This window comes from Ensifer sp. 2TAB8 (assembly GCF_052115125.1).
Lineage (GTDB): Bacteria > Pseudomonadota > Alphaproteobacteria > Rhizobiales > Rhizobiaceae > Ensifer.
This window is the reverse complement of the sequence record NZ_JBFRGB010000002.1, coordinates 406,987-431,819: the sequence shown is the minus strand read 5'-3', so window position 1 is coordinate 431,819 and position 24,833 is coordinate 406,987. Positions and strand designations below refer to the sequence as shown.

Sequence of the window (24,833 nt, the reverse complement as noted above, 5' to 3'; positions counted from 1 at the left end):
AGGAAAAGTGCGCAGCGGTTTTCCGTCCGGAATTGCGCTAGCCAAGCGAGCCAATTCCAGGAAAAGTGCGCAGCGGTTTTCCGTCCGGAATTGCGCCAGCCAAGCGAGCCAATTCCAGGAAAAGTGCGCAGCGGTTTTCCGTCCGGAATTGCGCCAGCCAAGCGAGCCAATTCCAGGAAAAGTGCGCGGCGGTTTTCCGCCCGGAATTGCGCCAGTCAAGCGAGCCAATTCCAGGAAAAGTGCGCAGCGGTTTTCCGTCCGGAATTGCGCCAGCCAAGCGAGCCAATTCCAGGAAAAGTGCGCAGCGGTTTTCCTCCCGGAATTGCGCCAGCCAAGCGAGCCAATTCCAGGAAAAGTGCGCAGCGGTTTTCCGCCCGGAATTGCGCCAGTCAAGCGAGCCAATTCCAGGAAAAGTGCACAGCGGTTTTCCGTCCGGAATTGCACATTTCAATTCAGCGAAGCGGCCGCCGGCTCGACCGGCGGCCGCTTGCATCAGGAGACCGACAGGGCGTTTGAAAGATCCGCGACGAGATCATCCGGATGCTCGATGCCGATCGACAGGCGGATGGTCGATTCCAGCACGCCGATACGGTGGCGCACCTCGATCGGCACGCCGGAATGGGTCATGGCCGCCGGGTGGCTGGCGAGCGATTCCGTGCCGCCGAGGCTGACGGCGAGCTTGAAGATCTGCAGCGCATTCAGGAAGCGGAAGGCCGCTTCCTGACCGCCCGTAATGTCGAAGGAGAAGGTCGAACCGGCGCCGGTGCACTGTGCCTTGAAGGTGCGGCCGACGGGCGTATCCTCGCCATGGAAGGGCAGGTAGTGGATACGCTCGACCTTCGGGTGCTCGCGCAGGAACTCGGCGACGATGCGGGCATTGTCGTCGGCCTTCTGCATGCGCACCGAGAGCGTTTCCAAGGAACGGCCGAGCATCCAGCAGGAATGCGGATCGAGCTGGGTGCCGATCGCGCCGCGCAGCGCCTTTACCTGCTTCATCACCGCCTTGGAGCCGAGCGCCGCACCGGCGATCAGGTCGGAATGGCCGCCGACATATTTGGTCAGCGAATAGAGCGAGATGTCGGCGCCGTGTTCGATCGGCCGCTGGAAGACCGGGCCGAGCAGCGTGTTGTCGCAGGCGACGATCGGCGTATGGCCCTGCTTTCGGCCGATCGCGTCGGCAACGCGGCGGATCATGGCGACATCGACGAGGCTGTTGGTCGGGTTCGCCGGCGTTTCTATCAGGATCACCGAGACACGGCCCTTGGCCATCGCCTCTTCGGCGGCGGCCGTCACCGCCGCTTCGTTGACGCCATCGGCAAAGCCGACGGCGGCGACGCCGAGATTGAGGAAGGTGCGGGCAAGCAGTGTCTCGGTGCCGCCATAGAGCGGCTGGCTGTGTAGCACCGCGTCACCCGGCTTGACGAAGGCGAGCAGGGTCGTGGCGATCGCCGACATGCCCGACGAGAACAGCGCGCAGCTCTCGGTGCGCTCGTAGACGGCCAGGCGGTCTTCGACGATCTCGCTGTTCGGATGGTTGAAGCGCGAATAGACGAGGCCGGCGCCGACGCCCGCCGGCGGCTCGCGGCGGCCGGAAACGAAGTCGAAGAAGTCGCGGCCCTCTTCGGCCGAGCGGAACACGAAGGTCGAGGTCAGGAACACCGGCGGCTTGACGGCGCCCTCGGACAGTTCCGGATCGTAGCCATAGTTCAGCATCTGCGTTTCGGGATGCAGCTTGTGGTTTCCGATATGGGTCTTGGAGGGATGAGGTGCGGTCATGACTTGTCTCCTGATGGGAAGCGGACTCGACTGACAGGCAAATTATATCAGATGCTTGGACTGATCCTTGCTATTTCCGGCTCGATGTCTTTGAGTTGCGCAAAGATCTGGCTGAGTTGAGAAGATATGGCACAGAAAATTGCCGACGAGATGGATCGCAGGATTTTGAAGGAACTGGTGGGGGATGCCCGCCTTACCAACAACGAGCTTGCCGAGCGGGTGGGGCTGTCGGCTTCGCCCTGTCTTCGCCGGCTGCGGCGGCTGGAGGAGACCGGCGTCATCCGCGGCTATACGGCGCTGATCGATCCGGCGATCGACGGCTGGACGATGACGGCGATCGCGACCGTCAGGCTCAGCCGCCAGCACGAGGACGAGATCGTCATGTTCGAGGAGGCAGTGCGCGGCTGGGACGAGGTGCTCGAATGCCATCTGGTGACCGGCTCGCGCGATTATGTGCTGAAGGTGATGAGCGCCGGCCTCGATCAGTACGAGCGCTTCATCAAGGAGAAGATCGCAAGGCTCAAATGCGTCGCCTCGATCGAGACCAGCTTCGTCATGAACACCATCAAGGAGCGGCGGATCTAGCGTCCACGCTTCACAAGTCTTTGAAGACGTTCGACTTTCTCCGGTCGGCTTTGAAAGCGTCGAGGATGCCCTAGATTCAAGGGGTCAGGGCGTCCCCAAACGCTCGGCGGGCGCCTTGATCTCTCGGAGAGAGACGATGGATTTCGCAACAGCGTTCGATGCCGTCGCTTCCTGGTTGCGCACGGTCCTTTTGAACGAGTGGACGTATTATCAGCTCGCCATCATCGTCGCCGGTCACCTGATCTGCGGCGCGCTGGCAAAGCGGACAGAGCCGCTGGTCGAAGCGCGCGCCCGCCTGATCAAGGGTAACCCGGACCTGCTGCGCGTGATCATCGCCTTCATGCGGCGGCTGCGGTGGCTGTTTCTGATCATCTGGCTCTGGATCGCCGACGGGATGATATTGCGCTTCGGATGGCCTTCCTATCGCTGGTTGGTGGCCACTGCGCTGACGCTGACGGCGGCATGGTTCGTCATCTCGGTGCTGACACGCATCATCCGCAACCAGATGCTGGCGCGGGTTACCGCCGTCGTCGGCTGGATCTATTTTGCGCTCTTTGCGGTCGGGCTCGATCGGGTGATCCTGACGACGCTCGACAGCGTTGCCATCAATTTCGGCGCGGTTCGTCTGTCGCTGCTGCTGGTCCTCAAAGCCATCGTGCTTTCTTCCGCGCTGGTCTGGCTTGCGGTGCTGATCGGCAACGTCTCTTCACACTGGATCCAGCGTTCAGCGGATCTGACGCCCTCCTTCAAGGTGCTGATCAGCAAGTTGGTCAAGATCGCGCTGATCGGCTTTGCCGGCGCAATCGCGCTGTCGGCAACCGGCATCGACCTGACGGCGCTGACGGTCTTTTCCGGGGCGGTCGGCGTCGGTATCGGTTTCGGTCTGCAGAAGGTGGTCTCCAACTTCATATCCGGCATCATCATCCTGCTCGACAAATCCATCAAACCCGGCGACACGATCACGCTCGGCGATACCTTTGGCTTCGTGCGCGACCTGCGCTCCCGCTTCGTCTCCTTCATCACCAGGGACGGAAAGGAGTACCTCATTCCGAACGAGGACTTCATCTCGCAGCAGGTGGTGAACTGGTCGTTCTCCAGCGACTTCGTCCGCATCGAGGTCAGTTTCGGCACCTCCTATGACAGCGATCCGCACGAGGTGGCGCGCATTGCCATTGCGGCTGCCAAATCGATCCCACGGGTTGCCAGCGGCCACGCGGAGCCGGTCTGCTGGATGACCGGCTTCGGCGCATCGTCGCTCGATTTCAAGCTGAGGTTCTGGATCTCCGATCCGAGCAACGGGCTCACCAACATTCGCGGTCAGGTGCTGATGGCGCTGTGGGATGCCTTCAAGGCGGCGGGTATTTCGATCCCGTTCCCGCACCGCGAAATCATCATGAAAACACCGGTCGAGGTGACCCACGTGTGAGGGCCGGAGTGCCGTTGACAGGTCAGGGCTCGCGCGTCTTCCGGTTGCGGCGATTGACTGGACACGAGCGGAAGGCGACATTGCTGCCGGCGCCTGCTGCACATTTCGTCAAATCGTCGCCGATTTGAGGATAAATGTGCAGCAATTCAAAGTGATACGGGACCTTCGCCGGACGGCCTCGGCCGTTGGGGGGACATGTCTGCATAGGGTGGGATCGGCCATGGCAAATCTTCAACAGACGCGACTGTCGAGACTGCCGGTGCCGCGCTTCGTTTCGGCGCTGCTTGCATCCTTCTCGACCTCCGGCCTGATTGTCGGCGTCTTCTTCTTTGCCATGTCGCTGACGCCGAGCCTGATCCCGCGCCCCTATGTGGTGCAGGCGGTAATCTCTGGCCTGTCGCTTTCCGCCGGCTATGCGATCGGCGTGCTCATGCGCTGGCTATGGTCCTTGCTCGACCTGCCGGAGATCCGCGGGCGCACCGGTTTCACCGTGAAGGTGGTGGCGGCGTTCGGCTGCATCGCGGTTGCGCTGACCTTCCTCTGGCGCACAGCCTACTGGCAGAACACGGTGCGCGAGATCATGGGGATGCACCCGGTCGAAAGCGCCGAGCCGTTCAAGCTCGGCCTGATCGCGGCCGTCGTCTTCGTCGTCGTCGTGCTGTTGGCGCGCCTGTTCCGGCTGACCTTCCGGTTTCTGACCAGGCGTTTCGAATATGTGCTGACCCGGCCGATGGCCAAGCTTGCCGGGGTGGTTGCGGCGCTCGCGCTCTTCTGGTCGGCCGCCGATGGTGTCATCTTCCGCTTTGTCCTGCATGCGGCCGACAGCTCGTTCCAGCGGCTGGACGCCTTGATCGACCCCGACGTTGCGCCGCCGACAGATCCTTCGAAGACCGGCAGCAGCGCGTCGCTGATGACCTGGGACGAGCTTGGCCGCCAGGGGCGCCAGTTCATCGCGTCCGGCCCGGCCGCGAAGGACATCGGCGCCTTTTTCGGGGCTGAGGCAAAGGAACCCTTGCGGGTCTATGCCGGTCTCAACTCGGCCGAAACCGCCAAGGAGCGGGCGAAGCTGGCTCTCGAGGAACTGAAGCGCGTCGGCGGTTTCGAGCGCTCCAATCTTTTGATCGTGGTTCCGACCGGCACCGGCTGGATCGACCCGCCGGGCCTCGATTCGCTCGAATATCTCTTGAAGGGCGATGTCGCGAGCGTCGCCGTGCAGTATTCCTATCTCACAAGCTGGCTGTCGCTGCTGGTCGAGCCGGAATATGGAGCGGAGACGGCCGATGCGCTGTTCGACGCGGTCTATGGCTACTGGACGACGCTGCCGAAGGACAAGCGGCCGAGGCTCTATCTCTATGGTCTCAGCCTCGGCGCGATGAACTCGCAAGGCTCGGTCGATCCCTTCGACATCATCAGCGACCCGTTCCAGGGCGCTCTCTGGGTCGGCTCGCCATTTCCGACGAAGACCTGGCTGCAGATCACGCGAAACCGCAATCCGGGCTCGCCGGAATGGCGGCCGCTCTATCGCGACGGCTCGGTGATCCGTTTCACCAACCAGGAGAATGCCTTGAACATCCCGGGCGCGACCTGGGGCAATGTCCGCATCGTCTACCTGCAATATGCAAGCGACCCGATCACCTTCTTCGATCCCTATTCCTTTTACCGCGAGCCGGACTGGATGAAGGCGCCGCGCGGCGCCGACGTCTCGCCGGCGCTCCGCTGGTTCCCGGTTGTCACCATGTTCCAGCTGCTTGCCGACATGGCGCTCGCAACGACCTCGCCGATCGGCTACGGCCATGTCTATGCGCCGAAACACTATATCGACGCGTGGATGCAGGTGATGGCACCGCCTGGTGTGACCGAGGCGGATGCCGAGCGGCTGAAGGCGCTGCTCAAGGGCCGCTACTGAGCCTGCTTGTCGCCCAAACGCTCGCCGCGCAGGTGGGCGGCGATCTGGTTGGCGAAGGCGTGGATCAGCGGCTCCTCAGCTTTTTCCGTGGGGCAGAGCAGGTAGTAGCCGGCCGACGCCGGTATTGCCGTCGGGAAAGGCTGGATCAGCCGTCCCTCATAGAGATAGGAGCGTGTCAGCACGTCGGAGACGAGGGCAATGCCCTGGCCTTGCAGCGCCGAGGCGACGGCGATCGCGACCGATTGCACCCGCACGCTGCGGCTGCCCTCGAGCGAGATGCGCGAGGCGGCCGACCAGCGCGCCCATTCCCGGCCGTCATCCTCATGCAGCAGCGTGACGTCGCGCAGCTTCCTCTCGCGCAGCGGTCCTTCGAGCCGGGGAAAGAGCAGCGGCGAGCAGACCGTGCGCAGTTTCACGTCGCTGACCGCCTGCCACCACAGGCCGTCGAAAGGCGGGTTGTCGTAGACGACGGCGAGATCGACGTCGTCCCAGGCGACGTCGCTGGCGCGAATGCAGTTGCGCATCGAAAGGTCGGTCAAACCACGCGCGCCGGCAAACTGCACCAGCAGCCCGGCCATCCAGGCAATCGCCAGCGCCGGTGGCAGGGCGACGGTCAGCTTGTGCTGGTGGCTTTCAAGCCGTCGGTCGGTGCCGTCTTCGACCGCAGCCGCGAGATTGCCGATCGCGTGGGAAACCGTCTGCGCGAAGTCGCGGCCGGCGGCGGTGAGCTTGATGTTGCGGCCGGATTTCTCAAGCAGCGTCAGGCCGGTCGTCTCCGACAGCCGGCGCAATTGCAGCGACACGGCGCCGGGGCTGAGGCCCAGCTCGTCTGCCGCCTGGCGCACGGAGCCGATGCGCGCCACAGCCTCGAACGCCCGGATATAGGGCAGGAAATGCAGCGCCTTCACATGGATTCTCCGCGTACCTGGTGGCCGTTTGAGGCTCATTATTGTTTAGCCAGACTGCACAATATCAAGCATAAAAAATCGCTATTCCCAATCGATTTTTGCTCCTATGAATCGAACCGGAGAGAGGGAGAACACCATGATCGAGGCACAACCGTTTGATTTTCCTTATGATGGAAAGCTGGTTCCGTCGCAGACCGCGCTGATGGTGATCGATCTGCAGATCGACTTCTGCTCGCCCAGCGGCTACTTCGCGTCGATGGGCTACGATCCGGCGCCGCTGGCCGCCATCGTGCCCTCGGTCAATCGGGTGATTGCAGCGGCGCGGGCTGCCGGCTGCCTGATCATCCACACGCGCCAGGGCTACCGCGCCGATCTCGCCGACATGACGCCTTACGAGAAATGGCGGCGCAAGCGCTCGGGGCTGGAGAACACGCAGGTGCTGTTGCGTTCGAGCCCGGGGTTCCAGCTCTTGCCCGAACTCGATGTCGCCGACACCGATGTCATCATCGACAAGACCTGCAACAGCTCCTTCACCTATACGGATCTCGAGCATGTGCTGAGGTCTCATCACCCACATGCTCTTTACCGGCTGCACCACCGATGTCTGCGTACACACGACGCTGCGCGAAGCCTGCGACCGCAATTTCCAGTGCCTGACGATTTCGGACTGCTGTGCCAGCGGCGAGCAGTGGGCGCATGAGGCGGCGATCAACATGATCTCGATCGAGAACGGCATCTTCGGCACGGTCTCGACCAGCGATGCGGTCATTGCCGGACTGGCCAGGGCCGCGCGCTAGCGCTCTGGCACCGCACTTTTCCGGGAATTCTCCGGGCGCGGCTCAATACCTCACATTTCCAAAGCCTTTTGCCAACCGTTTCAACGGAATGATGCCCTATGCAAAGATATATCTCGCTGATGCGACTGACCTCCAAGGGACTGGCCGAGCTCTCGGACAGCGGCGCCCGGCGCAAGGTGAGCGAGGATCGGGTCGCAGCGCTTGGCGGCCGCTCGGTCGCCTTCTATGCCACGCTCGGAGCCTACGACTTCGTCCAGGTTTTCGAGATGCCGGACAATGCGTCGATGATGCAATACGTGCTGACGGCGCGGCGTGATGGCTTTGTGGATCCGCTCATCCTTCCGGCCTTCGACAGCCAGACCTATGGCGACATCGTCGGCCGCGTTTCACGAGCACAATAAGGGGAATGACGATGTTCAGACTGGCATCCTGCGCAACTCTTCTTACAACCGCCGTGCTTTCGGCCGGCCCCGCACAGGCCGAGCCGCCGGCCTTTGCGGCGGATGGCGAGATCGGCGTCTGCACCACCGCCGCCTTTCCGCCGCTCTCCTTCAAGGAGCATCCGGCCGACGCGGCGCCGACAGGCATCGACATCGAGATCGCCGAAGCGCTGGCGGCGCAATGGAATGCGAAGGTGAGCTACACCGTCACCGAATTTGCCGGCCTGCTGCCGACGCTTGGGGCAGGGCGCTGCGATGTCATCATTAGCGGCATCTACATCAACGCCAAACGGCGCGAGACCTATGACGGCGTGCCCTACATGAAATCGGCAACTGCGATGGTCACCAAGGCGGGCCGCGATACGATCAAGGTGCCGGAGGACCTGAGCGGCAAGGTCATCGCGCTCGAAGCCGGCGCCTACTACAAGGAAGAGCGGATCGGGCCGCTGAACGAGGCACTCGCCGCCAAGGGCCTGCCGCCGGTCGAGGTGCAGGAATACCCGACACAGCAGGCGGCCTATCAGCAGGTTCTCGTCGGTCGCGTCGATGCGACGGTGACGGAAGAGGCCGAGGGCGCCTATCGCGCCTCGCGCTCCGACGGCACGCTTCAGCTTCCTTACATCTGGGCCTCGGATTTCAAGTACGGCATCTACAGCCGCCGCGACGGCGGTGATGCAGTCGCGGTCAAAGCGGGGCTGAAGGCGCTCAAGGAAAAGGGCTTCTTCGGTGATCTCGCCAAGAAATACGGCCTCGATCCGTCGCTCTTCGACGTCGATTACGACTCCTGATCAAAAAGGGGGCAGGGCATGAACTTCGACACCAAACTGTTTCTCGATGCCCTGACCATGCCCGTCATGCTGCAGGGGGCAGGCATCGCCATCCTGCTTTCGATCCTGGTGCAGGCGGCGTCGTTCCTACTCTGCCTGCCGCTTGCCGTCGCGCTGAATTCGGTGGCGGCGGTGCGGCGTACGGCAGCGCAGCTCTATGTCTGGCTGTTTCGCTCGGCGCCTCTGATCCTCGTGCTCCTGATCGTCTGGAACGGCGCGCCGCAGCTCTTCCCCGGGCTGACGCGGGCGCCCTGGTACACGCCCTTCGTCGCCGCCTTCATCGCGTTTACTCTGGTGACGGCGGCCTACATGGCGGAGGCGATGCGCGGGGCGCTTTCGGCAATCGGCCAGGGGCAGACGGACGCCGCCCGCGCGCTCGGCCTCAATCGCTGGCAGACGTTCTTTCTCGTGATCCTGCCGCAGGCGCTCAGGATCGTCATGCCGGTGCTGGTCAACGAATTCATCAACCTGATCAAGCTGACCTCGCTTGCCTATGTGATTTCAATGCGCGAGATCATGGCGGTCGTCAACGACGCGATCGCATCAAGCTTCCGCTTCGTCGAATGGTATTCGGCGGCGTTGATCTATTACCTCGCGATCGTCTCCATCCTGATGGTCCTGCAGCGGCTGATCCAGCGCCGCATGGCGTAACAGCTCGACATTGATCTAGGCGCTCTCTGTATTTGGCACCGGCAGCGTGGCGAGCAGTTCGCCCATGGCGGCGATGATCTTGCGGTGCTGGTGGGCGTGACGGGTGCGCAGGCTGGTTGCGGCATAGACCGTCTGCGGGATCACCGGCGCATCGTGAACGCGGGCGGCAAATCCGTCTGCAGCCAGCCGCTCCGCCGTGGCGGCGGTCACATAGGCCGAGCCGCCGAGGGCCGCGAGAACCCGGGTGATCGCCATGTTCTGGCCGGCCGAGACGAGCGCAGCGGAGAGATGCGGCAAGGCAAGCCGGTGCGCGCGGTCGAAGGTCGGCGAATAGCTCGAGCGGATGTAGTTTTCGGAGCGTACATCTGCGAGGTCGCGGGCCTCGGTGCTGACCAGCACGTAATGCAGATCGCCGATCCGTTCGTAGTAAAGGTCAGGCAGATAGTGGGGCGTATAGAGGATCGCCAGATCGAGGTCGCCGGCGCCGAGATCGCGGTTCATCTGGTTGGAGTAATCGGCCTCCATATAGACCTCGATGCCGGGCATGTCCCGGCGGATCGCCGCCATCCATTCCCCCGCAAAAGCCTCGGCCAGATCATGCTGGATGCCGAGCCGCATGGAACGCTCCAGCGCCCCGGCATTGGTGACCGCGCGCGTTGCCTCATGCCATTGGTTTTGCAGGGCTTTCGCATAATCTAGGAAACGCAGCCCGGCAGCGGTCGGCACGGTGCCGCCCTTGTTGCGGGTGAAGAGCTTGCGGTTGAACTGGGCTTCCRGTGCCTTCACCCGGTGCGAGACGGTCGATTGGGTGATGTTCAGCCGCTCGGCGGTGCGGTTGAAGGAGCGGCTCTCCATCAGGTCGAGAAAGGTTTCGATCAGTTCAACCTGCATGCCGTAGGCTCCTGTTGCTTGTCCCTCAATCTAATCGAATTCATCGATCAATAAAGCCTGTTTCTGTCGCTTGATGGCGCCGCGCTTCACCGGCAAGAATTCGGCCAAAACGAGGGAACAGTTGATGTCGAATTTGCCGTCGCACGCACGGGTCGTGATCATCGGTGGGGGAGCGATCGGCGCTTCCTCGCTCTACCATCTCGCGAAGGCGGGCTGGACCGATTGCGTGCTTCTGGAAAAGAACGAGCTGACGGCAGGCTCGACCTGGCATGCGGCCGGCAACGTGCCGACCTTCTCGTCCTCCTGGTCGATCATGAACATGCAGCGCTATTCGGCCTCGCTCTATCGCGATCTCGGCGCGCTCGTCGATTATCCGATGAACTATCATGTCACCGGTTCGATCCGGCTCGGCCACTCGAAAGAAAGGCTGCAGGAGTTCAAGCGCGTCGTGGGCATGGGCCGCTATCAGGGTATGGATCTCGATATCCTCTCGCCCGACGAGATGCGCGCCCGCTATCCCTTTCTCGAAACGCACGAACTGACCGGCGCGCTCTACGATCCCTATGACGGCGACATTGACCCGGCACAGCTGACGCAGGCGCTTGCCAAGGGCGCGCGCGACATGGGCGCGAAGATCATCCGCTTCTGTCCGGTCACGGGCGCGCGCCGCGAAAACGACGAATGGGTGATCTCCACGCCGCAGGGCGAGATCCGCTGCGAATATGTCGTCAACGCTGCCGGCTATTATGCCCGCGAAGTCGGCAAGATGTTCGGCCGCGACGTGCCGATGATGGTAATGAGCCACCAGTACATCCTGTTCGACGAGATCCCGGAGCTTGCCGCCTGGTCGAAGGAGGCCGGCCACAAACTTCCTCTGCTCCGTGACGTCGACAGCTCCTACTATCTCCGCCAGGAGAAGAACGGGATGAACCTCGGGCCGTACGAGCGCAATTGCCGCGCCCATTGGGTAACGCCTGACGACCCGATGCCGGAGGATTTTTCCTTCCAGCTCTTCCCGGACGATCTCGACCGGCTGGAATGGTACCTGAACGATGCCGTGGAGCGTGTGCCGATCCTCGGCACCGCCGGCCTCTCGCGCATCATCAACGGCCCGATCCCCTATGCGCCCGACGGCAACCCGCTGATCGGCCCGATGCCGGGCGTGCCGAACGCATTTGAGGCCTGCGTCTTCACCTTCGGCATCTGCCAGGCCGGCGGCGCCGGCAAGGTGCTCGCCGAATGGATCACCGAGGGCCAGACCGAGTGGGACATGTGGTCCTGCGATCCCCGGCGCTACACCGACTACACCGATCAGGACTACTGCATCGCCAAGGGCATGGAGATCTATGGCCACGAATATGCGATGCATTTTCCGAAGCATTATTGGGCGGCCGGGCGCGACCGCAAGCTGTCGCCGATCCACGACCGGATCGCCGCCCTCGGCGCCCAGTTCAAGCCCTATAACGGTTGGGAACGGGCGATGTGGTACGCCAAGTCAGGCGACGACACCTCCGAAGAGGCGACGCAGACCTGGGGCCGCGAAGGGCCATGGGCGAAACGCATCGAGGAAGAGTGCCTGGCCGTGCGCGATGCCGCCGGCATTCTCGACCTGCCGGGCTTCTCGCGCTTCCGGGTGAAGGGCGAGGGCGCGACGGCCTGGCTTTCGGGTCTCATCACCGGCCGGGTGCCGAAGCCCGGGCGCATCGGCCTTGCCTATTTTGCCGACGACAAGGGCCGGATCGTCACCGAGATGTCGGTGATGATGCTCGACGATGACTTCTTCTTCCTGATCACCGCCGCGACGGCGCAGTGGCATGATTTCGAATGGCTGACGAAGCACCGGCCCGCCGATGCCGCCTTCACCATCGACGATGTCACCAAATCCTTCTCCTGCCAGATCCTCACCGGGCCGAAATCGCGCGCAATCCTCACTGAAGTCAGCGACGCCGATCTGACCAAGGGCTGGCTGACGCATCAGACGGCGCAGATCGCAGGGCGCTACTGCCAGCTGGTGCGCGTCTCCTTCGCCGGAGAACTCGGCTGGGAGATCCACACCAAGGTCGAGGATACCGCCGTCATATTCGACGCCGTCTGGGCGGCCGGGCAGAAGCACGGGTTGAAGCCCTTCGGCATGGAAGCGCTCGATAGCCTGCGCATCGAGAAGGGCTACCGCGCCTGGAAGGGCGACCTTTCGACCGACTACACCATCCTGCAGGGCGGGCTGGAGCGCTTCGTCGATTGGGGCAAGCCTGGCTTCAAGGGCAAGGTGGCGCTGGAGCGCGAGAAGCAGCAGGGCGTTTCCAAGCGCTTCGTGACGTTGACGGTCGCCGCAGACGGTTGCGACGCACCCTACATGTCGACGCTCTGGTCCGACGGTCAGGTGGTCGGCGAAACGACCTCGGGCAACTGGGGCCACCGCGTCGGCAAGTCGATTGCACTCGGCATGCTGCGCGCCGATCTCGCCGTGCCCGGCACGGAAATCGAGGTCGAGATCTTCGGCGATCGCTTCAAGGCTACGGTTGAAGCGGACCAGCCGCTCTGGGATCCCTCCAACGAAAGACTGCGTGCATGACCAAGCCCATTCCCTCGAAAGCCCGCGCGGTCATCATCGGCGGTGGCGTCTCCGGCTGTTCGGTCGCCTATCACCTCGCCAAGCTCGGCTGGACCGACGTGGTGCTGTTGGAGCGCAAGCAACTGACGTCGGGCACCACCTGGCATGCGGCCGGGCTCATCGGTCAGCTGCGCGCCTCGCAGAACATGACGCGGCTCGCGAAATATTCGGCCGACCTCTACGTCAAGCTCGAGGCCGAGACCGGCATTTCCACCGGCATGCGCCAGAACGGCTCGATCACCGTGGCGCTGACCGAGGAGCGCAAGGAGGAGATCTACCGCCAGGCCTCGCTTGCGCGGGCTTTCAATGTCGACGTGCGCGAGATCACGCCTGACGAAGTGAAGGCGATGTATCCGCACCTCAACACCTCGGACGTGAAAGCGGCGGTGCATTTGCCGCTCGACGGCCAGTGCGACCCGGCCAACATCGCCATGGCGCTGGCCAAGGGCGCGCGCCAGAACGGCGCAACGATCATCGAAGGCGTGAAGGTGACCTCTGTTTTGAAGAAGGACGGCCGGGTGACCGGCGTCACCTGCGAACAGAACGGTGAGACCTACACGATCGAGACCGAGCATGTCGTCAATTGCGCCGGCATGTGGGGCCGGGAATTCGCGCGGCAATCGGGCGTCACGGTGCCGTTGCATGCCTGCGAGCATTTCTACATCGTCACCGAGGCGATCCCGAACCTCACGCGCCTGCCGGTGCTGCGCGTGCCCGATGAGTGCACCTACTACAAGGAGGACGCCGGCAAGATGCTGATCGGCGCCTTCGAACTGAAAGCCAAGCCCTGGGGCATGGATGGCATCCGCGAAGATTTCTGCTTCGACCAGCTGCCCGACGATTTCGACCACTTCGCGCCGATCCTCGAAATGGCGGTCAACCGCATGCCGATGCTGGAGACGGCCGGCATCCACACCTTCTTCAACGGGCCTGAGAGCTTTACGCCCGACGACCGCTACTATCTCGGCGAGGCGCCGGAGGTGAAAGGCTATTGGGTGGCGGCCGGCTACAACTCGATCGGCATCGTTTCCTCGGGCGGGGCCGGCATGGCGCTCGCGCAATGGATGAACGACGGCGAGCCGCCCTTCGATCTCTGGGAGGTGGATATCCGCCGGGCGCAGCCGTTCCAGAAGAACCGCGCCTACCTGAAAGACCGCGTCTCTGAAACGCTCGGTTTGCTCTATGCCGACCATTTCCCCTATCGCCAGATGGCGACGGCCCGCGGTGTGCGCCGCTCGCCGCTGCACGAGCATCTGAAAGCCCGCGGCGCGGTCTTCGGCGAAGTGGCGGGATGGGAGCGCGCCAACTGGTTTGCGAACGAGGGCCAGGAGCGCGAATACCGCTATTCCTGGAAGCGGCAGAACTGGTTTGAAAACCAGAAAGCGGAGCATCTGGCTGTGCGCAACGGCGTCGGCCTGTTCGACATGACCTCCTTCGGCAAGATCCGGGTCGAGGGGCGCGACGCGCTTTCCTTCCTGCAGAAGCTCTGCGCCAACGAGATGAACGTCGAGCCCGGCCGCATCGTCTATACCCAGATGCTGAACGGGCGCGGCGGCATCGAGAGCGACCTGACGGTGACCCGTCTTTCGGAAACCGCCTTCCTGCTGGTGGTGCCCGGCGCCACCTTGCAGCGCGACCTTGCCTGGCTGCGCAAGCATCTGACCGACGAGTTCGTTGTCATCACCGATGTCGGCGCCGGCGAAAGCGTGCTTTGCGTCATGGGGCCGAAGGCGCGGGAGCTCATGCAGAAGGTCAGCCCCAACGATTTCTCCAATGCCGCTCATCCTTTCGGCACGGCCCGCGAGATCGAGGTCGGCATGGGGCTCGCCCGCGCCCACCGCGTCACCTATGTCGGCGAACTCGGCTGGGAGCTCTATGTCCCGACCGACCAGACCGCGCATGTGTTCGAGGCGCTGGAGGCGGCGGGCGAGGGGCTGGGCCTGAAGCTCTGCGGCATCCACACGCTCGACAGTTGCCGCATCGAAAAGGCCTTCCGCCATTTCGGCCACGACATCACCGACGAGGACCATGTGCTCGAAGCCGGGCTCGGCTTTGCGGTCAAAGCCGACAAGGGCGACTTCATCGGCCGCGAGGCGGTGCTTGCCAAGCACAATCGCGGGCTATCGCGCCGGCTGGTGCAGTTCCGGCTTTCCGATCCCGAGCCACTGCTCTTCCACAACGAGGCGATCGTTCGCGACGGCAAGATCGTCGGCACGATCACGTCGGGCAATTACGGCCATCACCTCGGCGGCGCGATCGGGCTTGGCTACGTGCCGTCGGAAGGCGAGAGCGCCGACGACGTGCTCGGATCAAGCTTCGAGATCGAGATCGCCGGCACGCGGGTGAAGGCCGAGGCGTCGCTGAAGCCTATGTACGACCCAAGGGCGGAGCGGGTGCGGATTTAGGGCAGGCGGTTGGGCTCGTCCCTCATCCGCGCGGAAAGGCTAGAGCCCCTCATCCGCCTGCCGGCACCTTCTCCCCGCAGGCGGGGAGAAGGGAGACGCGGCCCCGGGTCATTCCCTCTCACCACACGCGGAGAGAGGTTGGAGTGAGGGGCGGTGGAAGAACGAGGCGGTGCAGAAGGCCAGCTAATCCTCATCCTCATGAACGCTGAGGAGAGGAACGAGCGGGCGCCACAAGTCCCTTCTCCCCGTCCAGACGGGGAGAAGGTGCCGGCAGGCGGATGAGGGGCAATCTCTCACCGCGCGGATGTGGGGCAGCGCCGCACGGCAGGAATCAGGGGCATGCGCCCCATTGGGAGATGATGATGGCTGATGATTGTGCAGTTGCGGCTTCGAGACGGTCCGGCGGGCGGGCGGCGCGGGTGGCGCTGCGCGCGGCTCCCTTGGCCGAAAACATCCGGCCGGTACGCCCTGGGCTTTCCGGCGGGCAATACAAGCCGTTGAGCGACGCCAATGTGAAGCGCATCCACGAGGCAGCACTCGATGCGCTGGAGCAGATCGGCCTTGCCAATGCGCCGAAATCGGGTGTCGAGATCATGACCGGCGCCGGCGCGATCCTCGGCGATGACGGACGCATCCGCTTTCCCCGAGCACTGGTCGAAGACATGCTTGCGATCGCCGCGCGCGACATCACGCTTCATGCCCGCGATCCGAAACAGGATCTCGAGCTCTCGGGCACTCGCGTCTATTACGGCACCGCCGGAGCCGCGGTACACATCGTCGATGTCGAGAAACGTGAATACCGCGAGTCGACCTCCAAGGACCTGCTCAATGCCGCGCAGCTCGTCCACCATCTCGACAACGTGCACTTCTTCCAGCGTGCCATGGTCTGCCGCGATGTGGCCGACAATTTCCTGATGGACGTCAACACGCTCTATGCCTGCTGCGCTGGCACAACCAAACATGTCGGCACCAGCTTTTCCGATCCCTCGCATGTCGATGGCTGCTTCGATCTCATCCACATGATCGCCGGCGGCGAGGACAAATGGCGGGCGCGGCCGTTTGTCTCCAACTCGAACTGCTTCGTCGTTCCGCCGATGAAGTTCGCGGAGGAAAGCTGCATCACCATGGAGAAGTGTATCCGCGCCGGCATGCCGATCCTGCTTCTCTCGGCGGGTCAGGCGGGCGCCACCGCGCCGGCGCCGCTCGCGACCGCGATCGTGCAGGCGGTTGCTGAGTGCCTGGCGGGTGTCGTCTATGTCAATGCCATGGCGCCGGGGCATCCGGCGGTCTTCGGCACCTGGCCATTCGTCTCGGATCTGCGCACAGGCGCAATGTCCGGCGGCTCCGGTGAACAGGCGTTGCTGACGGCCGGCTGCGCGCAGATGCACCAGTTCTATCGCCTGCCGGGTGGCGCGGCGGCCGGTATCGCCGATGCCAAGCTGCCGGATATGCAGGCCGGCTGGGAGCAGGCGATCTCCAACGTCATGGCCGGGCTTTCCGGCCTCAACATGGTTTACGAGGCCGTCGGCATGCATGCCTCGCTGCTCGGCTTCTGCCTGGAATCGCTGGTGCTCGGCGACGATCTGCTGGGCCAGGTGCAGCGCTGCATCCGTGGCATCGATGTCACCGAGGATTCGGTCTCGCTCGAGACCATGCGCTCGGTCTGCCTCGAGGGCCCTGGCCACTATCTCGGCCATCCGCAGACGCTGGGGCTGATGCAGACCGAGTACATCTATCCGGCAGTCGCCGACCGCACGAGCCCGAAGGAATGGGTCGAGATCGGCCGTCCGGACCTGGTGGCCAAGGCGATCGAGAAGAAAAAYCGCATTCTGGCGGAGGCGGCCCCTTCGGTGATCGCGCCTGAGATCGACCGGATGATCCGGGAGAAGTTTCAGATCTTCTGCTGAAGGCTCCGTCCCGGTCGCGGGACGGGTGTTGCGGGCGGCCGGACATGGTCGCTCGTTCCCTACAGATTGCAAGGAAATGCGACGGGCTGAGGTGTCGACCGAAGTTCGCGGCTGGTGACGTGTGCCTGGGGATGGAGACACACGCGTTTGGGCTGGCCCTGATGCGAGGGGGAGCGCCTCTCATCCGGCCTGCTTCTCCCCGTTTTGACCGGGAGAAGGAGACGCGTGGCGAGCCCCTTGCGTCAAAATGAAATACACGCGCGCCGGAACGCGGTCCTTCCGGTCCACTGTTGGAGTTCAGCCCATGCTCGTATCGGAGCTCAAGACCACAACTGTCACCGGCGACCGTATCGACCAGCTGGTCGCAGCCCATCGCGCCGGTCATGGGCTTGCCCGCGCCTTCTATCTCGATCCGGAGATCTACGAACGTGATCTCGAGCGGGTCTTCCGCCGCCATTGGCACTGCGTCGCCCATGAGAGTGCGATCCCGAATGCCAATGACTTCGAGGTCTTTCGCATGGCATCAGAGCAGGTGATCGTCACCCGCACGGCGAACGGCGAGATCCACGCGATGCTCAATGTCTGCCGTCATCGCGGCGCTGAGGTCTGCACCAAGGACAAGGGCAACGCCCGTGCTTTCGTCTGCCCCTATCACGCCTGGACCTATGGCAATGACGGGGCGCTGAAGGCGGCAAGGCTGATGCCCAAGGATTTCAGGCGCGAAGACCACGGGCTGAAGAAGCTCCATGTGCGCGTCACCGAAGGGCTGATCTTCATCTCCTTTGCCGACGAGTCGCTCGATTTCTCCGAGGTCGAGCATCTGCTGCACGCGACCTGCGGGCAGTACGGCTGGGGATCGGCGAAAATCGCCCATCGCCAGTCCTATCCGGTTGACGCCAACTGGAAGCTCGCCGTCGAGAACTATGTGGAGTGCTACCACTGCGGCCCGGCGCATCCGGAATATTCCGAGACACATGCGCTGGAACAGCCGTTGCACATGATCGAGGAGCTGAACGCCCGGATGGAGGCGCGCACTTGCGAACTGGGCATCGAGGTCGGTTCCGGCAACCACTGGCAGACGTCTGCCGGCGGCAAGGAGGCGGTGCATGCCTTCCGTTATCCGCTCTATGACGGCGCCAAGACCGGCAGCAAGGACGGCCAGGCGCTGAGCACGCTGATGGGGCGCTTCAGCGATTTCGACGGCGGCGTCACCTCCATCCACCTCGGCGGTACCACCTTCCTCGTCTGCTATCCCGATCACGGCATGATCTACCGCTTCGTGCCCAAGACGGCGGAGACCTCGGAGATGGAGCTGATCTGGCTCGTCGACGGTAACGCCGAGGAGGGGCGCGACTACGATCTGGAAAGGCTGACGTGGCTGTGGAAGGTGACGACCGAGGAAGACAAGGCGATCATCGAACATACCGCCCGCGGCGTGCGCTCGCACTATTTCGTGCCGGGGCCGATCGCGCCGATGGAGCACAACGAACTGCGCTACATCCATTGGTATCTCGACGAGATCAGCCGGCCGGCCTGAAGCAGGGCCTCAAATGTGTGGGATCGGCCAAGGCCGGCCCACCTAATCTCTTCGATCGAAATGCGTCCGGAGCGCCACATGCGTCTGCACGGTGGCGATGCCCGGGATCAGGGAAATCTGCCGGCGGATCGTGTCGAGATCGCCATTGGATGCGCATTCGACGAGCACCATCAGGTCGGTGGACCCGGCGAGCGACCAGCAGGTGACCACTGGCGGCATGGCGGAAAGATGCGGCACGATGTGATCGCAATTCTTGCTGGACTGGAACGTGATGGCGACCAGGGCCCTGACCGTCGGGTTCTTGTCCTCGACGCCGAGACGGATCGTGTAGCCGGCGACGACGCCTTTGGCTTCGAGGCGCCGCAGGCGCTCGTGCACGCCGCTGCGCGAGAGGCCGGCATGTCGGGCGAGCGCCACCAGGCTCTGGCGAGAATCCTGGCGAAGCGCTGCCAGCAGCAGCCGATCCTTGTCGTCGAGTTCCGTCAAATTGTATCTCCTTTCGTGCGAAGACCGGACATTTGTCCGGTCTGGCGCCATCTTGTCCAGTGAAACCGGACGATAGGACAGATAGCTTCCTTCTCGCAACGAAGGAGCCTTGCCATGAAATTACCCGTAGTGCCCGACAATGCCGTGCTGCTGCCGATCGACATGCAGCAGGCTTTCGACAGCGCCCCCTGGCCACGCCGATGGAATGCCGATATCGACCGGAATGGTCTCGCTTTGCTTGCCGCCTGGCGCGCCGCAGGCCGGCCGGTGATCCACGTACGCCATGATAGCGTCATGCCGGGCTCGACACTCGCCCCCGGTGCATCCGGCAACGCCTTCCGGCCCGGTTTCGAGCCGCAGGCCGGCGAGCCACTCGTCACCAAAAGCGTCAACGCAGCGTTCATCGGCACCGACCTCGACCTAAGGCTGCGTCGTCTCGGCGTCGATACAGTCGTTGCATTCGGCATTTCCACCGACATGTGTGTCTCCACCTCGGTGCGCGTCGGCGCCAATCTCGGTTACCGCATGATCCTCGTCGAGGATGCATGCGATTGCTTCGATCAGCCGGATGGAGATGGAACGGAAATCCCGGCACGGGACGTCCACCGAGCCCATGTCGCGACCTTGCGCGCCGAATTCGCCGAGGTGACGACGACGGTTGCTTTCGTCGAAGCCCTACGCCGTCCGCACGCCGCCTAGAATATCCCACTCTCCTGTCGAATCGCCGAGCGCGCGCTGTTCACAAGCGATTCCTGATAAACTTTGAAGCGGGTTTCCGCCGGAATTGTGTCGCATTCCGGGCACTGCGCACGCTGTTCACCGGTTTGTGCCGCGAACCTCGACGATATTGGTCGTCCATTTTGGGGCCGTCAGGCTCTGGCCCTCGCGGTTCGGAAAGGTGAGGAAAGTTTCGAACGGCCGGCTCTGGCCGGCCGGCACCCGGGCGAGGATGAGGGCCGCGTCGTCGCCGATCGCCTGGCAGGCATCGTCAGGGCAATCTTCCAGCGTGACCGAAAGCCGGAAATATTCGAGCAGAGTCTGGCCCCTGTTCGTCACCGTGCCACGCAGGCGGAAGCTTCGTTCCGGCTGGCTTTGCTCAAAGGTTAGCCCTTCCAACGCGATGTCGGCAGCGGTGAGGCCCGCGGGTTGCGTCGTCTGCGCCGGCTCCGGTGCTACGGGTTTGCGGCCGTCGCGATCGCTGAACCAGATGATGAAGGCGACGAGCAGGCCGACCGCTACGGCGACCGAGAGGATCGGTTCCGCCCATTGGCGAAAACGGCTGAAGCGCGCTGTCAGATACACAACGACAAGACCCAGCGGTAACGCAATCAACCAAAGCATCCAGATCCTCCTCACCGCATCATTCCTTGAATCGGATTCGATGCAAGAGGGAAACCATGCAGCCGATCAAAGCGTTAGACGGTCCTTGCCCTCTTAGAACAAGGCCGTGACGACACTTATATAGTGCGTCTTGCGGCAGACAACACGCGACGATAAGCATCGGGTGGCTATCCCGGCCGACCAGGGACGGACACAGGTCAAGTGAGGAAGGAGAGCTACTCCGCCGGCTTAAGGTCTACCCAGTAGGTGCCTTCGAACGGGACCGCTGCGAAACGGGTGTTGATTTCGTCAAGGCTCTTCTTCGGATCGAGATCACCAAAGAGATCCGGCCGGATCCAGGTGGCGAAGGCTTCTGCGGCGACGATGTTGAGTGGGATGGCGTTGAAGAAGTTCCAGAGTCCATGGACCTGCTTTTCCTCAACGGCGCGCATGCTCGTGAGCGCGGGCGCCTCGATGGTGCGGGCGAGCGTCTGGCGCGCTTCGTCCTGGCTGACACCGGGCCCGATCGAGAGCGTGCCGTATTTGCCGCCGGGCGAGGAGGTGGCGATGTAGATATCGGGGTTGGCGGCCATGACCGCTTCGGCATTGACCGTGCCGCCGGGGCGCGGCAGCACGCCTTCGGCGATGTTGCGGCCGCCGGCGATCGTCAGGAATTCGCCGAGACCGCCGGTGCCGTAGGCCCAGCAGCAACGGTCTGCCTGGGGGAAGGCATCCATCAGCACCAGCGGACGGGGCTCCGGCTTGGCGGCAATGCGGGCCTGGATCAGCGCCAGCCTGTCCTCGTAGAACCGGGCAAAGGCGTCGGCCTGCTCGTCCCGTTCGAGGATCCTGCCAAGCAGGCGCATCATGCGCGGCGTGCTCGTCAGCGGGTCGTTGTTGAAATCGACGACCACCACCGGCACGCCGATGCCGGTCAGATAGTCGATCGCGCGCTTGCCCGGCTCGGTATCGGCCTGCCAGTTGGCGAGGATGCCGAGGTCGGCTTTCAGCGTCAGCAGCGTTTCGAAGGAAAGGCCGGGGCCGGTTCCGTCGTCGATCTGCGGCACGTCGGCGATATCAGGGAATTTCCGCCGGAAGGCCTCATAGATCTCGGGATTGTCACCCTTCATGTCGCCGGACCAGCCGGCGAGCAGGCTGACGGGATCGGGATGGATCAGCGACAAAGCGACAAGGTTGAAGCCGCTTCCAAGCAGGATTGCCTTCGGCCTTGCCGGGATCGTCACCTCACGGCCCACCGCATCGGTGACGGTCATCGGCCAGTTGCCTTCGGCGCGGGCAGAAAAGGCGAAGAGCAGCGCGACAACGAGAGCGAGCGTCAGCCGAATGGCGGCCTGGAAGGGGCGGCGGGACGACAAAACCTATTGGTTCCTTTGGCTGGGGAGGGCGCAGAGGCTGCCGCAGCTCGGGATACCGGGCAGCAGATAGCGCAGGCAGCAGATCTTGCGGCGGCAGACACGGGCGCCGTCTTCTTCTTCGTGGCGAAGGCAATCGAAGAAGGGGTTGGGCGTGCCGTCCGGCAGGGACTTGCTGCCGATCAGCGCGTCGGCCTGGGCGTTCAGCGGCTCGATGCCGGAGGCCCGTAGCGCATAGTCGATATAGACGAGCGCGTTGTTCCAGGCGAGCTTCGGGGCGATGCCACCTACGGACTTGAGGTAGCCGACGACCTCGCGCAGGTGCCCGTGCATCGGCGGGCCAAGCGTTGCGAACACGTCGGTATCGTCAGCCTGCTGCCAGTCGCCCGATGTCGCCACGCCGAAGGTTCGGGGAAGGCCGTCTTCGCCGAGCGCCACTTTCATCTGGTCGAAGGTGACGGGAAGCACCTGATGGTCGAGCACACGCGCCACCAGATAGGGGATAGTGAGGGCCGAGAAATAATAGAGCGACCACATGGAGGCGACGGCGCGCCGGTCGCTGGCGCCGGATTTCGCCATGTAGATATCGAGCGCGTGGCCGAAGGCACCGGAGGAAAAGAAGTCGGGTAGCGCCATGCCATCGGAAAGCTCGTCCGAGAGCACCATCTTCTCGTTGCACCAGGCATGGGTGCCGGCGAAGGCGGCCGACAGGGCCTTGGGGCCGCCGATCTCGACAACCGGTTCGCAGGCAATGGCCGTCATGATGCCACTCGCACGCGGGCGCGCCCGATCGGAAATACAGCCGTGAAACTACGCCGTCCTGCCAGCATGCGACACCTTCTGAGCGCGGTCAGAAACTCATAAGGTGATCGTGTTACTCAAGATTTCTATCGACGCAAGTCATTTATGAGTTTTGAAGTCATGATTTGCGGACAAAAGCGGCAGGAAGCCGCAGGCTGGAGCCTGCGGCTTTCGAAGCGCAGGGCGAGGCACCGCCCGTTACATCAACCCGAGCTGCTTGTAGAAGCCGAGGGCGTCGTAATAGTCGTTCTGGGCAGCGATCTTGCCATCCTTGACGGTGAAGACCGAGGCGCCGGTGAACTTGAAGCTCTTGTTGGTCGCGGCCGTACCATCGGCCCAGGCTCCGGAATTGGTGCCGGAGAATTCCCACTCGAAGGACACCTTGTCGCCGCTAGCGATGGGGTCGCCCTTCATGGCCCAGACCGCGTCGGGCACCGCGTTCAGGAAGTTGTCGATGACGCCGGTCTTGGCGGCATCCTTGCCAGTGACCGGCTTGCCGACCGAGGCGTCGTAGTAGCTGACGTCGTCGGCGAAATAGGATGCGGCCTTGGCCGAGTCATGAGCGTTCCAGGCCGCGACATAGGCCGCGACCACGTCCGGCGCCGCGTCGGCGGCAAAGGCCGCTGGCGTCAGCACAAGGGCGCCCAAGCCGAGCGCGCCTGCAGCAACAAGCAATTGACGACGGTACATCGCAAACTCCTCCCGTTTGTTGTTCGTTTGCATGCGTTGTCCGGGGCCGGGCGGTGAGCCTCAGCCGTGGTTGATCATGATGTGGCGAACGGCGGTGTAGTCCTCGAGCGCATAGACCGACATGTCCTTGCCGTAGCCCGACTGCTTGACGCCGCCATGCGGCATCTCGTTGGTCAGCATGAAGTGGGTGTTGATCCAGGTGCAGCCGTATTGCAGGCGAGAAGCCGCCTTCATCGCCCTGGAGATATCCTTGGTCCAGACCGAGGAGGCGAGACCGTAATCGCTGTCGTTGGCCCAGGCGACCGCATCGTCGTTGCCGGTGAAGCGGGTGACGGAGACGACGGGGCCGAAGACCTCGCGCCGGACGATCTCGTCTTCCTGGGTCGCACCGGCGACCACGGTCGGCTGGAAGAAAAAGCCGTCCGAGCTGCCGGCACTGCCGCCGGTGGTGATCTCAATGTGTTTCTGGTCGGCGGCGCGCTCGACGAAACTTGCGACACGGTCGCGCTGGCGGCGCGAGATCAGCGGGCCGATCTCGTTTTCCGTGTCGTCGGCGAGATTGTAGCGGATGGTCGAGACGGCGGAGGTGAGGTCGGCGACCAGCTTCTCGTAGATGCCCGCTTCGGCATAGATGCGGCAGGCGGCGGTGCAGTCCTGGCCGGCATTGTAGTAGCCGAAGGTGCGGATGCCGTTGACCACCGCTTCGAGGTCGGCGTCGTCATAGACGATGACGGGGGCCTTGCCGCCGAGTTCCAGATGGGTGCGCTTGACGGTCTTGGCGGCGGCCGCCAGCACTTTCTTGCCGGTTGCGATGTCGCCGGTGATCGAGACCATCGAGATCTTCGGATGGTTGATCAGCGCATTGCCGACGGTCTCGCCACGGCCGGTGATGACGTTAACGACGCCTTCCGGCAGGATGTCGGCGAGCATGCGGGCGAGCTTCAGCGCCGTCAGCGGCGTCTGCTCGGAAGGCTTGAAGACGACGGTGTTGCCGCCGGCGATCGCCGGTGCCAGCTTCCAGGCCATCATCATCAGCGGATAGTTCCAGGGCGCGATCGAGCCGACGATGCCGATCGGGTCGCGGCGGATCATCGATGTGTGGCCGGGCAGGTATTCGCCCGCGGTCGGGGCGTGCAGGTTGCGCACGGCGCCGGCAAAGAAGCGCCAGCAGTCGACGATCGCCGGCAGCTCATCATTCTTCACGGCATTGATCGGCTTGCCGCAGTTCAGCGCTTCCAGCGCTGCGAAACCATCAGCCTCCTTCTCGATCGCGTCGGCGATCTTGAGCAGATAGTTGGAGCGCTCGGCCGGTGTCGTCTGCGACCAGCTGGTGAAGGCGCTCTCGGCAGCGTCGACGGCTGCCTCGACCTGGGCATGCGAGGCTTCCGGCAGATCGACGATCTTACCGCCCGTCCGCGGGTTCAGGATGTGTTCGTCGGCCTCGGTGCCGGCCTCGAAGCGCGATCCGATCAGCAGTTGGGTGTCCATGTCTGTTC

21 protein-coding genes and 1 pseudogene are annotated in these 24,833 nt (G+C 63.5%); 12 read left to right on the top strand and 10 right to left on the bottom strand.

Annotated elements, in window-relative coordinates:
* Positions 1 to 37 precede the first annotated feature (37 nt).
* Both AB4Z53_RS07775 and AB4Z53_RS07770 read right to left on the bottom strand, forming a co-directional pair.
* Positions 38 to 493, bottom strand: coding sequence for a hypothetical protein (locus tag AB4Z53_RS07775; protein WP_441595457.1), 456 nt, complete (start codon positions 491 to 493; stop codon positions 38 to 40).
* The gene (locus AB4Z53_RS07770) at positions 493 to 1,776 is read right to left on the bottom strand and encodes a cystathionine gamma-synthase family protein (protein WP_291150876.1); all 1,284 of its coding nucleotides are present in this window, start codon (positions 1,774 to 1,776) and stop codon (positions 493 to 495) included. Before AB4Z53_RS07770 ends, AB4Z53_RS07775 begins: the two co-directional genes overlap by 1 nt.
* Before the next feature lie 126 nt (positions 1,777 to 1,902).
* Between AB4Z53_RS07770 and AB4Z53_RS07765 the strand changes: the two genes are divergently transcribed.
* From AB4Z53_RS07765 to AB4Z53_RS07755, 3 genes are all read left to right on the top strand, one after another.
* A complete protein-coding gene (locus tag AB4Z53_RS07765; protein WP_441595456.1) occupies positions 1,903 to 2,361 on the top strand; it encodes an Lrp/AsnC family transcriptional regulator in 459 nt (152 codons plus the stop codon).
* A gap of 136 nt (positions 2,362 to 2,497) precedes the next feature.
* Entirely contained in the window at positions 2,498 to 3,787 is a 1,290-nt protein-coding gene (locus AB4Z53_RS07760; RefSeq protein WP_441595455.1) for a mechanosensitive ion channel family protein, read from the top strand.
* 220 nt (positions 3,788 to 4,007) lie between these two features.
* Positions 4,008 to 5,693 carry an alpha/beta hydrolase gene (locus AB4Z53_RS07755; RefSeq protein WP_441595454.1) on the top strand — a complete coding sequence of 562 codons (1,686 nt, stop codon included), beginning with the start codon at positions 4,008 to 4,010 and terminating at the stop codon, positions 5,691 to 5,693.
* Here AB4Z53_RS07755 and AB4Z53_RS07750 read toward each other — a convergent pair.
* The gene (locus tag AB4Z53_RS07750) at positions 5,687 to 6,601 is read right to left on the bottom strand and encodes a LysR substrate-binding domain-containing protein (RefSeq protein ID WP_441595453.1); all 915 of its coding nucleotides are present in this window, start codon (positions 6,599 to 6,601) and stop codon (positions 5,687 to 5,689) included. The two genes, AB4Z53_RS07755 and AB4Z53_RS07750, sit on opposite strands and share 7 nt — an antisense overlap.
* Before the next feature lie 136 nt (positions 6,602 to 6,737).
* Here AB4Z53_RS07750 and AB4Z53_RS07745 point away from each other — a divergent pair.
* From AB4Z53_RS07745 to AB4Z53_RS07730, 4 genes and pseudogenes are all read left to right on the top strand, one after another.
* Positions 6,738 to 7,398: pseudogene (locus tag AB4Z53_RS07745) on the top strand (cysteine hydrolase family protein).
* A 98-nt stretch (positions 7,399 to 7,496) separates the two neighbouring features.
* Positions 7,497 to 7,799: a GYD domain-containing protein gene (locus AB4Z53_RS07740; RefSeq protein WP_441595452.1), complete on the top strand. Its 303-nt coding sequence runs from the start codon at positions 7,497 to 7,499 to the stop codon at positions 7,797 to 7,799.
* An 11-nt stretch (positions 7,800 to 7,810) separates the two neighbouring features.
* Entirely contained in the window at positions 7,811 to 8,626 is an 816-nt protein-coding gene (locus AB4Z53_RS07735) for a transporter substrate-binding domain-containing protein (RefSeq protein WP_441595451.1), read from the top strand.
* 18 nt (positions 8,627 to 8,644) lie between these two features.
* Positions 8,645 to 9,316, top strand: coding sequence for an amino acid ABC transporter permease (locus tag AB4Z53_RS07730; RefSeq protein WP_291150896.1), 672 nt, complete (start codon positions 8,645 to 8,647; stop codon positions 9,314 to 9,316).
* A gap of 15 nt (positions 9,317 to 9,331) precedes the next feature.
* Here AB4Z53_RS07730 and AB4Z53_RS07725 read toward each other — a convergent pair whose 3' ends face one another.
* Entirely contained in the window at positions 9,332 to 10,207 is an 876-nt protein-coding gene (locus AB4Z53_RS07725) for a LysR family transcriptional regulator (protein WP_441595450.1), read from the bottom strand.
* Between the two features lie 124 nt (positions 10,208 to 10,331).
* Between AB4Z53_RS07725 and AB4Z53_RS07720 the strand changes: the two genes are divergently transcribed.
* From AB4Z53_RS07720 to AB4Z53_RS07705, 4 genes are all read left to right on the top strand, one after another.
* Complete coding sequence (locus tag AB4Z53_RS07720; RefSeq protein WP_441595449.1) at positions 10,332 to 12,779, top strand: GcvT family protein; 2,448 nt, start codon at positions 10,332 to 10,334, stop codon at positions 12,777 to 12,779.
* Positions 12,776 to 15,223, top strand: a complete 2,448-nt coding sequence (locus tag AB4Z53_RS07715; protein WP_291150905.1) for a GcvT family protein — start codon at positions 12,776 to 12,778, stop codon at positions 15,221 to 15,223. Before AB4Z53_RS07720 ends, AB4Z53_RS07715 begins: the two co-directional genes overlap by 4 nt.
* Positions 15,224 to 15,585: 362 nt before the next feature.
* Positions 15,586 to 17,130, top strand: a complete 1,545-nt coding sequence (locus tag AB4Z53_RS07710; protein WP_441595448.1) for a trimethylamine methyltransferase family protein — start codon at positions 15,586 to 15,588, stop codon at positions 17,128 to 17,130.
* Positions 17,131 to 17,434: 304 nt separating this feature from the next.
* Entirely contained in the window at positions 17,435 to 18,667 is a 1,233-nt protein-coding gene (locus AB4Z53_RS07705; protein ID WP_441595447.1) for an aromatic ring-hydroxylating oxygenase subunit alpha, read from the top strand.
* A gap of 42 nt (positions 18,668 to 18,709) precedes the next feature.
* Here the strand turns inward: AB4Z53_RS07705 and AB4Z53_RS07700 are convergent, their stop codons facing one another.
* On the bottom strand, positions 18,710 to 19,153 hold the full coding sequence (locus AB4Z53_RS07700) for an Lrp/AsnC family transcriptional regulator (protein WP_291150915.1): 444 nt from the start codon (positions 19,151 to 19,153) through the stop codon (positions 18,710 to 18,712).
* A gap of 114 nt (positions 19,154 to 19,267) precedes the next feature.
* Between AB4Z53_RS07700 and AB4Z53_RS07695 the strand changes: the two genes are divergently transcribed.
* A complete protein-coding gene (locus AB4Z53_RS07695) occupies positions 19,268 to 19,852 on the top strand; it encodes an isochorismatase family protein (protein ID WP_441595446.1) in 585 nt (194 codons plus the stop codon).
* Positions 19,853 to 19,969: 117 nt separating this feature from the next.
* Here AB4Z53_RS07695 and AB4Z53_RS07690 read toward each other — a convergent pair whose 3' ends face one another.
* The 5 genes from AB4Z53_RS07690 to AB4Z53_RS07670 form a co-directional block, all read right to left on the bottom strand.
* Entirely contained in the window at positions 19,970 to 20,494 is a 525-nt protein-coding gene (locus tag AB4Z53_RS07690) for a hypothetical protein (RefSeq protein ID WP_441595445.1), read from the bottom strand.
* Positions 20,495 to 20,709: 215 nt separating this feature from the next.
* Complete coding sequence (locus AB4Z53_RS07685; protein WP_441595444.1) at positions 20,710 to 21,849, bottom strand: ABC transporter substrate-binding protein; 1,140 nt, start codon at positions 21,847 to 21,849, stop codon at positions 20,710 to 20,712.
* Between the two features lie 3 nt (positions 21,850 to 21,852).
* Positions 21,853 to 22,608 (bottom strand): siderophore-iron reductase FhuF, encoded by a 756-nt coding sequence (gene fhuF, locus AB4Z53_RS07680; protein WP_441595443.1) that lies wholly within the window; start codon positions 22,606 to 22,608, stop codon positions 21,853 to 21,855.
* A 237-nt stretch (positions 22,609 to 22,845) separates the two neighbouring features.
* Positions 22,846 to 23,337, bottom strand: coding sequence for an ester cyclase (locus AB4Z53_RS07675; protein ID WP_291150927.1), 492 nt, complete (start codon positions 23,335 to 23,337; stop codon positions 22,846 to 22,848).
* Between the two features lie 60 nt (positions 23,338 to 23,397).
* Entirely contained in the window at positions 23,398 to 24,825 is a 1,428-nt protein-coding gene (locus AB4Z53_RS07670; protein ID WP_441595442.1) for a gamma-aminobutyraldehyde dehydrogenase, read from the bottom strand.
* Positions 24,826 to 24,833 lie beyond the last annotated feature (8 nt).

Coding starts and splice junctions, on each gene's coding strand:
- AB4Z53_RS07775 (WP_441595457.1), bottom strand. CDS start 493: ATGCAAGCGGCCGCCGGTCGAGCCGGCGGCCGCTTCGCTGAATTGAAA.
- AB4Z53_RS07770 (WP_291150876.1), bottom strand. CDS start 1,776: ATGACCGCACCTCATCCCTCCAAGACCCATATCGGAAACCACAAGCTG.
- AB4Z53_RS07765 (WP_441595456.1), top strand. CDS start 1,903: ATGGCACAGAAAATTGCCGACGAGATGGATCGCAGGATTTTGAAGGAA.
- AB4Z53_RS07760 (WP_441595455.1), top strand. CDS start 2,498: ATGGATTTCGCAACAGCGTTCGATGCCGTCGCTTCCTGGTTGCGCACG.
- AB4Z53_RS07755 (WP_441595454.1), top strand. CDS start 4,008: ATGGCAAATCTTCAACAGACGCGACTGTCGAGACTGCCGGTGCCGCGC.
- AB4Z53_RS07740 (WP_441595452.1), top strand. CDS start 7,497: ATGCAAAGATATATCTCGCTGATGCGACTGACCTCCAAGGGACTGGCC.
- AB4Z53_RS07735 (WP_441595451.1), top strand. CDS start 7,811: ATGTTCAGACTGGCATCCTGCGCAACTCTTCTTACAACCGCCGTGCTT.
- AB4Z53_RS07730 (WP_291150896.1), top strand. CDS start 8,645: ATGAACTTCGACACCAAACTGTTTCTCGATGCCCTGACCATGCCCGTC.
- AB4Z53_RS07720 (WP_441595449.1), top strand. CDS start 10,332: ATGTCGAATTTGCCGTCGCACGCACGGGTCGTGATCATCGGTGGGGGA.
- AB4Z53_RS07715 (WP_291150905.1), top strand. CDS start 12,776: ATGACCAAGCCCATTCCCTCGAAAGCCCGCGCGGTCATCATCGGCGGT.
- AB4Z53_RS07705 (WP_441595447.1), top strand. CDS start 17,435: ATGCTCGTATCGGAGCTCAAGACCACAACTGTCACCGGCGACCGTATC.
- AB4Z53_RS07695 (WP_441595446.1), top strand. CDS start 19,268: ATGAAATTACCCGTAGTGCCCGACAATGCCGTGCTGCTGCCGATCGAC.
- AB4Z53_RS07690 (WP_441595445.1), bottom strand. CDS start 20,494: ATGCTTTGGTTGATTGCGTTACCGCTGGGTCTTGTCGTTGTGTATCTG.
- fhuF (WP_441595443.1), bottom strand. CDS start 22,608: ATGACGGCCATTGCCTGCGAACCGGTTGTCGAGATCGGCGGCCCCAAG.
- AB4Z53_RS07675 (WP_291150927.1), bottom strand. CDS start 23,337: ATGTACCGTCGTCAATTGCTTGTTGCTGCAGGCGCGCTCGGCTTGGGC.
- AB4Z53_RS07670 (WP_441595442.1), bottom strand. CDS start 24,825: ATGGACACCCAACTGCTGATCGGATCGCGCTTCGAGGCCGGCACCGAG.